The 11,507-nt window shown below is 46.7% G+C and carries 16 protein-coding genes; all 16 read right to left on the bottom strand.

What is annotated here, in order from left to right:
* Positions 1 to 22: 22 nt before the first annotated feature.
* Complete coding sequence (gene folD, locus BR62_RS0109365) at positions 23 to 874, bottom strand: bifunctional methylenetetrahydrofolate dehydrogenase/methenyltetrahydrofolate cyclohydrolase FolD (RefSeq protein ID WP_007408350.1); 852 nt, start codon at positions 872 to 874, stop codon at positions 23 to 25.
* 11 nt (positions 875 to 885) lie between these two features.
* Entirely contained in the window at positions 886 to 1,278 is a 393-nt protein-coding gene (gene nusB, locus BR62_RS0109360; RefSeq protein ID WP_007408349.1) for a transcription antitermination factor NusB, read from the bottom strand.
* Positions 1,279 to 1,542: 264 nt separating this feature from the next.
* Positions 1,543 to 1,950, bottom strand: coding sequence for an Asp23/Gls24 family envelope stress response protein (locus BR62_RS0109355; RefSeq protein ID WP_003153156.1), 408 nt, complete (start codon positions 1,948 to 1,950; stop codon positions 1,543 to 1,545).
* A gap of 21 nt (positions 1,951 to 1,971) precedes the next feature.
* A complete protein-coding gene (gene accC / locus BR62_RS0109350) occupies positions 1,972 to 3,324 on the bottom strand; it encodes an acetyl-CoA carboxylase biotin carboxylase subunit (RefSeq protein WP_007408348.1) in 1,353 nt (450 codons plus the stop codon).
* Between the two features lie 14 nt (positions 3,325 to 3,338).
* Positions 3,339 to 3,818, bottom strand: a complete 480-nt coding sequence (accB, locus tag BR62_RS0109345) for an acetyl-CoA carboxylase biotin carboxyl carrier protein (RefSeq protein ID WP_007408347.1) — start codon at positions 3,816 to 3,818, stop codon at positions 3,339 to 3,341.
* A gap of 153 nt (positions 3,819 to 3,971) precedes the next feature.
* Positions 3,972 to 4,622: a SpoIIIAH-like family protein gene (locus tag BR62_RS0109340; protein WP_007408346.1), complete on the bottom strand. Its 651-nt coding sequence runs from the start codon at positions 4,620 to 4,622 to the stop codon at positions 3,972 to 3,974.
* A 3-nt stretch (positions 4,623 to 4,625) separates the two neighbouring features.
* Positions 4,626 to 5,318 (bottom strand): stage III sporulation protein AG, encoded by a 693-nt coding sequence (gene spoIIIAG, locus BR62_RS0109335; RefSeq protein ID WP_032870613.1) that lies wholly within the window; start codon positions 5,316 to 5,318, stop codon positions 4,626 to 4,628.
* Complete coding sequence (gene spoIIIAF, locus BR62_RS0109330) at positions 5,311 to 5,931, bottom strand: stage III sporulation protein AF (protein WP_003153146.1); 621 nt, start codon at positions 5,929 to 5,931, stop codon at positions 5,311 to 5,313. Before spoIIIAF ends, spoIIIAG begins: the two co-directional genes overlap by 8 nt.
* A 16-nt stretch (positions 5,932 to 5,947) precedes the next feature.
* A complete protein-coding gene (gene spoIIIAE / locus BR62_RS0109325) occupies positions 5,948 to 7,156 on the bottom strand; it encodes a stage III sporulation protein AE (protein WP_003153145.1) in 1,209 nt (402 codons plus the stop codon).
* A 32-nt stretch (positions 7,157 to 7,188) separates the two neighbouring features.
* Positions 7,189 to 7,578, bottom strand: a complete 390-nt coding sequence (spoIIIAD, locus tag BR62_RS0109320; protein WP_071392571.1) for a stage III sporulation protein AD — start codon at positions 7,576 to 7,578, stop codon at positions 7,189 to 7,191.
* A 12-nt stretch (positions 7,579 to 7,590) separates the two neighbouring features.
* Entirely contained in the window at positions 7,591 to 7,797 is a 207-nt protein-coding gene (spoIIIAC, locus tag BR62_RS0109315) for a stage III sporulation protein AC (protein WP_003153142.1), read from the bottom strand.
* Between the two features lie 22 nt (positions 7,798 to 7,819).
* Entirely contained in the window at positions 7,820 to 8,335 is a 516-nt protein-coding gene (gene spoIIIAB, locus BR62_RS0109310; RefSeq protein WP_032870611.1) for a stage III sporulation protein SpoIIIAB, read from the bottom strand.
* Complete coding sequence (gene spoIIIAA / locus BR62_RS0109305; protein WP_007408342.1) at positions 8,329 to 9,252, bottom strand: stage III sporulation protein AA; 924 nt, start codon at positions 9,250 to 9,252, stop codon at positions 8,329 to 8,331. The genes spoIIIAB and spoIIIAA overlap by 7 nt, the downstream gene beginning before the upstream one ends.
* Before the next feature lie 77 nt (positions 9,253 to 9,329).
* Positions 9,330 to 9,611, bottom strand: coding sequence for a YqhV family protein (locus BR62_RS0109300; RefSeq protein ID WP_003153124.1), 282 nt, complete (start codon positions 9,609 to 9,611; stop codon positions 9,330 to 9,332).
* Positions 9,612 to 9,756: 145 nt separating this feature from the next.
* Positions 9,757 to 10,314 carry an elongation factor P gene (gene efp / locus BR62_RS0109295; protein WP_003153123.1) on the bottom strand — a complete coding sequence of 186 codons (558 nt, stop codon included), beginning with the start codon at positions 10,312 to 10,314 and terminating at the stop codon, positions 9,757 to 9,759.
* Between the two features lie 24 nt (positions 10,315 to 10,338).
* Complete coding sequence (locus BR62_RS0109290) at positions 10,339 to 11,400, bottom strand: M24 family metallopeptidase (RefSeq protein WP_032870608.1); 1,062 nt, start codon at positions 11,398 to 11,400, stop codon at positions 10,339 to 10,341.
* Between the last annotated feature and the right edge of the window lie 107 nt (positions 11,401 to 11,507).

Here is an 11,507-nt window from a genome sequence, read left to right as displayed (position 1 = left end):
TTTTGTGACTGTCTCCGGTTATCTATGATAACGTACGTCTGGCAGATTTAACAGTATTATGCGCAAGCATTGTGATGGTCATCGGACCTACTCCGCCCGGCACCGGCGTAATGAAAGATGCTTTTTCTTTCGCTTCATCAAACTGAACGTCTCCGCAGAGTTTTCCGCTTTCGAGACGGTTGACGCCGACATCAATGACAATGGCGCCCTCTTTGATTTGATCAGCTTTGATGAAGTTCGCTTTACCGACCGCTACCACAAGAATATCTGCTTTTTTCGTATGCTCAGACATATTTTTCGTGCGGGAATGGCAATATGTGACGGTCGCGTTTTCGTTCAGCAGCAGCTGGCCGACCGGTTTACCGACAATATTGCTTCGTCCGACTACAACAACTTCTTTGCCGGAAAGATCTACGTTCGTCTTTTTCAATAACTCGACAATTCCGTGCGGCGTGCATGGAAGAAATGTATCTTCGCCAAGCAGCATTTTCCCGACGTTGAGAGGGTGGAAACCGTCAACATCCTTATCAGGGGAGATCCGCTCGATTACGGCTTTTTCAGAAATATGATCCGGGAGCGGCAGCTGGACGAGAATGCCGTGGAATTCCGGATTTTGATTATACTGATCAATCACTGTTAAAAGCTCCGCCTCGGTTAAGCTTGAGTCAAAGCGGTCAAGCTTAAATTTCATTCCCATTGTTTCAGCGGCTTTTTTCTTGCCTGTCACATATGAAACAGAAGCGGGATCGTCTCCGATTAAAATGACCGCCAATCCAGGCACTACGCCTTGTGCTTTCAGCTCTTCTACTTCTTTTGCCAATTGTTCGCGTTTTTCTTTAGCCGTTTCTTTTCCGTCGATGATTGTTGCAGTCATTTTCTTGCCTCCTATGATTCGATATCAGTTTTAATGTTAGAAAGAACCCCATTTACGAATTTTGCAGCTTTATCGTCGCCGAACCGTTTTGCCAGCTCGATTGCTTCGTTTAATGACACGTTAGCAGGAATGTCGTCAGAATAAACCATTTCATACACCGCCAGACGCAGGATCGCGCGGTCTACGTTTGCAATCCGGTCAAGCTTCCAATTGACGAGATGGCCGGAAATCATTTCATCAAGCTGAACCTGATGTTCGATCACTCCGTACACCAGCTGTTCAAAGAAGGCATCTGTTTTTTCACCATCAAGCGCGTGCTCAATGGCATCGTTCGGTGCAATATCGCTGACATCAATCTGAAAAAGTGCCTGCAAAGCTTTTTCTCTAGCTGTTCTTCTTTTCATTTTCTTTCTCCTTCAGATCCGCTTTATCCGCTTGTCGTTAAGCTTAAAGAGATCATAACATATTTTTTTCTCAATCGCATGTCGAAATTTAGGTTTTTTCACCCTAATGCCGAATATTTTCACAAACCGTATTAATTTCATTCGGATTTCACAGCATGAAGAAACTCGGCTGCCGTTTGTAAGCCGGCTTTCTTCATGCCTGAAATGACGGGAAACGTATAAAAAACCAAAGGGCTGCCCATCCCCTTGGTTTTTATACGCTCATTACATTTCTTCGTCGATTTCGACTTCTTGGGCTTTCGTGTCAAATTGAATGCCGACGATATGAATATTGATTTCATTAATGGTCAGAGACGTCATGTTTAATAAGGTTTGGCGGATATTCTCCTGAACGCTTGCCGCCACTTTCGGGATCGAGATCCCGAATTGAACGACGCAATAGACGTCGATGGTAATCCCGTCATCGGCTAAATCGACCTTTACGCCTTTGCCGTGATTGATTTTGCCGAAGCGTTCTACGACGCCCGTGGCGAAATTGCCGCGCATTTCCGCAACTCCTTCAACTTCGGAAGCGGCGATGCCGGCAATGACTTCAATGACCTCAGGAGCAATTTCAACCTTGCCTAAATGAGCCTCATCATGATCCATTTTAAGCACACTGTTGTCTTCCATTCAATTCACCTCCCGCAAAAATTATGAGCCCATTACATCATATGTTTCTAAAAACTTTGTATTAAACTCTCCGCTGACAAATGTTTCGTGTTCAAGCAGTTTCAAATGGAACGGAATCGTCGTTTCAATACCTTCAATCACGAATTCGCTCAGCGCGCGTTTCATCCGTGCGACTGCCTCATCACGCGTTGTTCCGTATGTGATGACTTTAGCAATCATACTGTCATAGTACGGCGGGATCGAGTAGCCGGGATATGCGGCTGAATCCACGCGTACGCCGAGTCCGCCCGGCGGCAGGTACATGTTAATTTTACCGGGTGAAGGCATGAAGTTTTTCGCAGGATTTTCAGCGTTGATGCGGCATTCAATCGCCCAGCCGTTAAATTCAACGTCTTCCTGTCTGAGCGAAAGCTCCTGTCCGGATGCCACTTTGATCTGTTCTTTGATCAGATCCGTTCCCGTCACCATTTCTGTGACAGGATGCTCTACTTGAATACGCGTGTTCATTTCCATGAAGTAGTAGCGCTGTTCTCTGTAGTCATAGATGAATTCTACTGTGCCGGCTCCCGTGTAACCGACGGCCTTCGCTGCTTTTACCGCTGCTTCACCCATCTGCTCCCTGATTTCAGAATCAAGCGCAGGTGACGGTGACTCTTCAAGAAGTTTTTGCAGACGTCTTTGGATAGAACAGTCACGCTCTCCGAGATGGATCGTGTTTCCGTAATTATCCGCAAGCACCTGAATTTCAACATGGCGGAAATCTTCTATGTACTTCTCGATGTACACACCCGGATTTCCGAATGCCGTAGCGGCTTCCTGCTGGGTAATCTCAATGCCTTTGATCAGTTCTTCTTCTGTGCGTGCGACCCGGATGCCTTTTCCGCCTCCGCCCGCAGTGGCTTTTATAATGACAGGATACCCAATTTCACCTGCAAGCGAAACCGCTTCTTCCGTATTTTTTATGATTCCTTTTGAACCGGGCACAATCGGCACGCCCGCCAGCTGCATCGTGTCGCGCGCGATATCTTTTGTTCCCATTTTTGAAATGGCGTCAGCCGTAGGGCCGACAAACGTTACGTTTAATTCCTCGCACAGCTCGGCAAAGTCGGCGTTTTCAGCTAAAAACCCGTATCCCGGATGAATCGCATCCGTGCCGGTCAGCTTTGCGACGCTGACGATGTTCGTTACATTTAAATAGCTTTCTTTTGATGTTTTCGGCCCGATACAAAAAGCCTCATCGGCCATTTGGACATGCAGGGCGTCTTTATCTGCCTCAGAATAAACGGCTACAGTTTCAATGCCCAGCTCTTTGCAGGCCCGGATGATTCTGACGGCGATTTCTCCTCGGTTGGCGATCAATAGCTTTTTAATCATAATAGCAGGTCTCCTTACTCAGCTTTTACAAGAAATAGAGGTTGTCCGTATTCGACCAGCTGGCCGTTTTCAACTAACACTTCAACGATTTCTCCTTTTACTTCGGCTTCAATCTCGTTAAAGAGTTTCATTGCTTCTACGATACAAACAACTGTATTTTCGCTCACTTTTGAACCTTGGTTTACGTAAGGGCCGGCTTCCGGCGATGAAGAAGCATAAAACGTTCCGACCATCGGAGACGTAATTTTGTGCAGGTTTTCGTCTTGTTTCGGCGCTTCCTGAGCAGGAGCGGCTTCACTCGCTTCCGGTTTTGCAGCCTGCGGAGCAGGTGCGTAAGCGGCGGGAACGGCTTGGGCTTGTCCCGTTACATTCACTGCCGGCGCTTCATTTTTTTTCAGTTTGAGGCTTACGCCTTCAATTTCGTAAACAAATTCGTCGATGGAAGATTCATCGATTCTTTTTATCAGTTCATGAATTTCGTTGATTTTTAACATCAGTTTCCACTCCTATGTATAAAAAATAGAAATTTATGGGTTGCTACTAAAAGTACATACTATGTTTATCTTACAGGAGCGCTTGTGTAAATTCAACACTGATCTAAAATGACATCAGAAAAGCCCGCAGCGGGTGCGGGCGGTTCAGGTCTCTTATTTTGTCGGTTCAAACGTGACGGCGACGTCTTTCATCGTCTTGATTTCTTTTTCCACCAGGTCAATGATAGCGGAAGCTTTTGCGTTTGAATGTTTGTCAGACATGACGGTAATGTTGATTTTGTCTCCTTCAGCATCCACGAGCGCATCTTTGTAGCCTTGTGTTTTAATCAGCGTTTCCAGCTGTTTTTCCGTCCCTTCAGCATTGCTCAGCGCCGTCATTTTATCGTAGGCTTCGCTTTTTTCCTTTGCGGTCGCATCATCGCTTGAAACAATGCTGTTTAACTGTTCCCTTTCTTTGCTTCTCGCGTCTTCAAGCTCCATGCGGTATGCGGTAAATAAGTTTTCATCAGCTGTTTCTGTGGCGACCGATCCGTCTTTGTCCGAAGCTTCGGCTGATGTTTCTTTATCCTCTTTTGTGCCTTTAGAATCTTTCGTTCCTTTTGTACCGTCTTCTTTTTCCGTGCCGCTTCCGCTCTTATCTTTCGTTTCAGGAGCCGGCGTTTTTTCAGTGGCGACTTCTCCGCTGCTTTTTTCGCTTTTCATCTGCACGGCATTTTTGCTTTCCGGCGACATAATATAATAAACACTTAATACCACGACGAGACTGAGCATTGTTAAAAGCCAAACCGTTTGTTTTTTCAGCATGATTTATGAATCCTCCTTGATTTTTTTAGGGGCAACCGCTACACGGTAGCTCGGAACATCAAGCACCCTTGTGACGGCATCAATGATGGTTTTTTTTATTTGAACGTTGTCCACTCCCTGAGCGACAACGAGTACACCGCGGATATCGGGCTTTTTCGTCTGGACGACGACCGGGGTTTCCTGATCCCCGTTTCGAATCATGACAATTTGTTCTTCAGAGGTTTGATCGGTTACGCTTCTTTTGCCGCCTTCTTTATCGGTTTCTTCAGTGGTGGTGTCTTTTTTCGTTTTATTTTTCTCAAACACTTTCAAAGATGTTGCGTCTACGTTTACGACAATTGAGACATCCTCCACGCCGATAATCGTTTCAAGGATTTCTTTCAGCTGGTTTTCATAGTCTCTTTCGTAATCATCGATCGTGGTTTTTGCGCTGCCGTCTTTCGATGCCTTAAAAACGGGTGCGCTTTTTTGCCCGCTTTTGTCTTCCGTTCGGCCGGACATGACGGTCTGCGCCGCTTGGTCCTTCCCGGTATTCTCCGGTGAAGAGAACAGCTGGCTCACCAGCATAAAAGATACCCCGAGCACAAACACGAACAGAAAGTAATGATATTTTGTCAGTTTTGGTTTTTCTCCGTCTTTCGCCTGTCCGATCATCAGCTGTTTTTTGAGTATGGTCCATAGTCCGTTTTTATTCATGGCCGTTTTTCTCCCCGCCTTCCATATAAACCGTAATTTTCTCACTGCCGATTTCCCATATATCCGCAAGTTTTTCTTTGATGTCTGCGGCCTCTTTTTTGTCGGCTGCGCCTTCCGGTTCGTATTTGCGGTCTGTGCGGATGTCGATCGGTGCGACGGTTTGCACGGTTTTTTCAGAAGATGGGGCCATATACACGCTGATCGTTTTTACATCTTCTTCTGAACGAACCTGTTCTTCCGCTGTAAGGCGGATGTCGTCTATTTTGTATTCGTCATGACTGAACATCTCCTCCGCTTTCTTTTTTAGTTGGACAGCCATTTCTTCTAAAACATATGCGCGGTTTGATGCTTGTATTTCTTTTTTTTCTGATTTAATTTGATTTTTTATATCAGCGGATTGAGATTGCTCTTGTTTTGTCAAATAATCGAAGATGATTTCCGGGTCTGTTTTGAAAAGTTTGAATATCGGGTTGAGCATGACAATGATTAACAGCAGGCTGACAACCATCTTTGCGTATTTTTGCATACTGGAGCTGGGCAGCAGCATGTCGATGACGATGGCGAATAAGATAAATAAAATAATGCTTGTCAGCCATTCTGTTAAAAAGCTCATATCCAATGGGCCTCCTTTATTTCATCATCATGGTGAGGTTGCCTGCTGTAATAATGACTGTGATGCTGAGGAAAAACATGAGAGAGACGATGGCGAGCGCCGCGAAAATATACAGTACGCTTCTGCTGATGACGCCGAGGCACGTAATGACGGGCCCGCCTCCGAGCGGCTGCAGAATAGCGGCCGCGAGCTTATAAATAAAAGCGAGCGAGAGCACTTTGATCGCCGGAAACGCGGAGATGCAGATCAAAATTCCGACTCCGAGGATTCCCACGGTGTTTTTTAATAAGAGCGAGGCGCTGATGACCGTATCCGTCGCATCCGTAAACATCCGGCCGAGCACGGGAATAAAATTGCCTGTTATAAATTTTGCAGTCCTGAGCGTAATCCCGTCCGTCACGGCAGCCGAAGCCCCCTGTACGGAGATGACGCCGAGAAACACGGTGAGAAATACGGCAAGCGCGCCGATCGCGATATTTCTGAGCAGATTGGCAAGCTGCGTGACTTTATATTGATCCGTCATCGTGCTGACGATGCTTAAAATCGCTGACAGGAAGATAAGCGGCATGACGATGTTTTGAATAAGAAGGCCGCTCGTATTCATCAGAAATAAAATAACGGGGTGAAAAAAAGCTGCGGAGACGGCTCCCCCGGAAGACGCCAAAAGCGCGAGTAAAAGCGGGATGAGCGCGAGAATGAAGCTTGTCATCGTCTGAATTGCTTCACTGGCATAATTGACGGCAACATGAAAGCTGTTTAAAGCGAGAATAATCAGCACCATGTAGACGATTGCATAAGCCACTTTGCTGACGGTGCTCTGCTGGAACGCATTTTGCAGGAGCTGCAGAATGACACAAAAAATGGTGAGAAGAATCAAAGTTCCCAGAAGCTTTCCGTTTGCGAGCACTTCATGAAACAAGTATGAAAATAAAGCCTTCAGCCATGCCTCCGGTGAGAACGTTTTTTCTCCGTTAATAAAGTCGATGATGCTTCCCTTTTGGCTTTCAGGCAGAAGACCGCCGTATTCTGTCATGATGTCGTCCCAAAACTTTCCGATGCCTTCTGTTTTCAGCGCTTCGGCCTGCTTTTTCGCCACTTCATCAGCGGATTCTTGGTGAACTGCGGTTTCCTGCGACGCACCGTCTGTTCCGGCAGCTTGTACACATTCAGTCTGAAAAAATAAGAGGATGAACAAAAAAGCTCCCGCCCACCGAAAGCGCTTCATTTTTTGTGCCCCCCTTTCCATTTTATTTATGATCAAGAAGGAATAAGTCCGAGAATCGTTTCAATAATGACGGTGAGTATCGGCACGGCCATTACCAGTATCAAAATTTTTCCGGCCAGCTCTATTTTCGAAGCAATCGCTCCCTGGCCCGCATCCTTTGTAAGCTGCGCTCCGAATTCAGCAATGTAGGCGATGCCGATAATTTTTAAAATGGTTTCCACATAGACCATATTGACATTTGCATTGACGGCTATTTTTTCTATCATTCTGATAATGTCGTAAATCTGGTCGATGAGATAAAGAAAGATCACGCAGCCGCTGAAGACGACAATCATAAACGCGAAAGTCGGTTTCTGTTCTTTTACGATCAGGGAGAGAAATGTGGCGATCAGGCCTAAACCTACAATTTGAACAATCTCAATCTGTAAGCCCCCCTATCCTTGGAATAGAAACACAGCTTTGATCTTTTTGAACAGGTCATCGACAATCGTCGCCACCATAAATAAAATATAGATAAAGCCAAGCAGCGTCACCCACTGGGCGTATTCTTTTTTTCCCATTTGGTCAAGTATGGTGTGCAGAAACGCAACCACGATACCGACTCCGGCGATTTGAAAAATGACATTTACGTCGACTCCCATTTTATGTTTGCTCCCCTCATGTTTACATCAATAGAAGAATGAGTAACAGTCCGGCTAAAAATCCTAAGCTTTTCACCATTTTTTCATTTTTCGCCTGCGCCCGTCCGGCATCCGCTTCCGCCGCTTCCAAATGTGTAAGCGCAAGCTTGATATGTTTCTGCTGAGAAACACGGTCATGGAGCCCGAGCGTCTCTCCGAATTGCTTCAGTACATCATATTCGCTTTTTTTCATCGCCATGGACGACCAATTATGTTTCAAGCTCTGTTCCCAAGCCGTTTTGGCGGAATCGCTTCCCTGCTCAAGCCTTCTGCTGAAAGCTTGAAACAATAACGATACAGGTTTGGAAAGCTGTGCGGCAATTTGTCCCGAGGCGATATGCAGCGGTGTATGCCCGAACATGATTTCCGCTTCAAGCGATTGGAGCGCCGCGCGCAGCTGACGGATCTGCCTCGGCCTTTCTATATACATTTTGGCGATCTCAAATCCGGTCCAAGTCGTCGCTGTCAGAATAAACACGGCACCCAAAAGCTTCAGCATGTCATCACGCTTTCAGCATGCGGAACAGGTTCCCCGTCCTTTCCGTACATCCTGCTGATCGTTCCCGGACCGCGGCGCCTTGACAGTTCAACATACCGGTCAAACACGTTTTCCTCCCAAAGCATTTTCAGCGACGGCCTCTTGACCAAGTCTTTCATATTCCACCCGTGCGCAGATACGATAACGGATACGCCCGCATGGAGCGCCTCCAGCAGCGCTTGTGAGTCTTCCATTCTCCCGATTTCATCCACAATTATGACATCAGGACTCATAGAGCGAATCATCATCATCAGCCCTTCCGCCTTCGGACAGGCATCAAGGACATCGATTCTGCGGCCGAAACTGTGCTGGGGAATGCCCCGCAGGCAGCCGGCAATTTCCGAACGTTCATCTACGATACCTGTCTTTTTTGCGGGAATGCGTTTTGATCCGGTGCTGGAAAGCCGGGCCAAATCACGAAGCAAGGTCGTTTTCCCCGTTTGCGGAGGACCGATGATCAGCGTATTCAGCCAGTTTTCTTTCCATAAGAAAGGAATGAGCGGTTCTGCGATTCCCAGCTTCTCCCGGGCGATTCGGATATTAAAAGAAGTAATATCCCGGAGTCCTTTGACGGCTCCGTTTTCGACGATGACTCTTCCGGCCAGCCCCACACGGTGGCCTCCTCTGATTGTGATATATCCTTTTTTCAGCTCTTCTTCCAGCGTGTACATACTGTAATTGCTGAGCCGGCTGAGGATCAGCTGTGCGTCGCCGGCCGTACAGACATATGACAAATACAAAGGTTGTCCTTTTTGGATCAGTTCAACCGGCCTGTCGACGCGGATTCTGATTTCTTCTGTATCCCGCCTCGCTTCTTCGGGCACAGCGGAGATGGCATCTCTCAATAATTCAGGGAGAACCTCTGTAATCTCATTCAATAGAGTCTCCTCCTTTTTTACCGATTGGCTTCTTTAAAATGTATGATCCGGGACAGACTTTATGACACCCCGGCCCTCTATTTATGCACACCGGCCAAAATCAGCACCACTCCCGCAAAAATCAATATTAATTTTGCATATGAGAGCTGTCCGGCAATCTGATAAATGCCGATCGTCATTGTGATGATAAAGATCAGCGGGCCGACGATTGCCAAAATACTATTCACCACAACCGCCTTTCTGATGTCGTTTGTCAAAAGCATGATAATAGCGGCCGATAATTCAATGAGCGAGGACAAAACTCGTAAACCGGCCATCGTTAAAACAGTAGAATTGATTGAACCAAACAAAAATTTCATTGCAATCCCCCAACTTCAAGCATTTTGTTACACTATATGCTCTAGCTGACGGAAGTAGTCTCACTATTTTCATATAGAAGAAAGATTCAGGCAGAACGCAAAAAAAGCCTGCCCCGTAAAAGGAGCAGACTCCGAATTTCTTTGACTACGCTCTTGACACGTAAGAGCCGTCTGATGTATTTACAACCAGCGTATCGCCTTCGTTCACGAAAAACGGTACGTTTACGACAAGACCTGTTTCCGTTTTGGCAGGTTTTGTGCCGCCTGACGCCGTGTCGCCTTTAATTCCCGGCTCTGTTTCAACAACTTTCAGTTCAACTGTGTTCGGCAGTTCAATACCGAGCGTTTCAGACTGATACATCATGATGTGCACAGACATATTTTCCAGAAGATATTTCAATTCTTCTTCGATTTGGTTTTCGTTCAATTCAAGCTGTTCATATGAGCTTGTATCCATGAACACGTGCTGATCGCCGTTGGCATAAAGATACTGCATCGTTTTTGTTTCGATTTGAGCTTTCGCGACTTTTTCACCTGCACGGAATGTTTTCTCCTGAATAGCGCCCGTGCGGAGGTTACGCAATTTAGAACGGACAAATGCCGCTCCTTTTCCCGGCTTTACGTGCTGGAAGTCAACGACGCGCCAAATGCCGCCGTCTACTTCAATCGTTAGTCCTGTACGAAAATCGTTAACTGAAATCATGTTTGATGTCCTCCTATATTCCGATCACAAAATAATTAATTCTTTAGGGGAATGCGTAATTGTCCGGTTGCCGTCGTCAGTGATGATGATATCATCTTCGATTCTTGCGCCCCCAACTTCCGGTATGTATATGCCCGGCTCAACCGTTACCGCCATGCCCGGCTCAAGAACGGCCGATGACCTGAAAGACAGCCCCGGTGATTCATGGACTTCCATTCCAAACCCGTGTCCTGTCGAATGGCCGAAATACTGTCCGTAGCCTTTTGCGGTGATGTGATCCCTCGTTAGGGCGTCCGCTTCTTTTCCCGTCATGCCGGGTTTAATATGCAGGACACCAAGCGCTTGGGCATCGTATACGACCTGATAAATCTCTTTCAGTTTATCACTTGGCTCTCCGACCGCGACGGTGCGTGTGATATCAGAACAATAGCCTTTATAATAAGCGCCGAAATCGAGCGTGACCAAGTCTCCCTTTTCAATCAATTTGCCGCTTGCCACTCCGTGGGGAAGGCTGGATCTGACTCCCGAGGCGACGATCATATCAAAGGAAGAGCCGTCTGCTCCTTGACGTCTCATATAAAATTCAAGCTCGTTTGCAACTGAAATCTCTGAGATGCCCGGTTTGATAAACGTCAGAATATGTTCAAACGCATCATCCGCAATCTTCGCAGCTTCCTCTAATATCTTAATCTCTTCACTTGACTTAATCAAGCGCAACTTTTCAACGGAATCCGCGACGGGAACCATCTCCGCTTCCTGCAGCACCGCTTGGTAGGATGCATATGTTCCGTACGTCATGCTGTTTTGCTCGAAGCCGAGTTTTTTAATGCCGTACTCAAGAATCGTATCCGCAGCCGTTTGGATTAAGCTTCCGCCGTGCTCGATAATGTCAAAACCCTTCACTTGCGTCTTCGCCTGCTCGGTGTAACGGAAATCCGTGATAAATGCCGCACGTTCTTTCGATATGACCGCAAGGCCTGACGAACCCGTAAATCCCGTCATATACTGCAGATTGGCGGAGCTTGTCACCAACATTCCGTCTATATCCAGCTGACCGAAAAGATTTCGCAATTTCTCAAGTTTCATTCCCTTTCTCCTCCTCGCCGATTCTTGACTGCCGCCTGACAACGCGGGAGCATCCCCGCCCGGTTTTCAGCATAAAAAATGTTCACTTCTCGTGAACATTTTACCAT

It is taken from the genome of Bacillus sp. UNC69MF (assembly GCF_000746035.1).
Taxonomy (GTDB): Bacteria; Bacillota; Bacilli; order Bacillales; family Bacillaceae; genus Bacillus; species Bacillus velezensis.
This window is presented reverse-complemented; position numbering and strand designations above follow the sequence as displayed.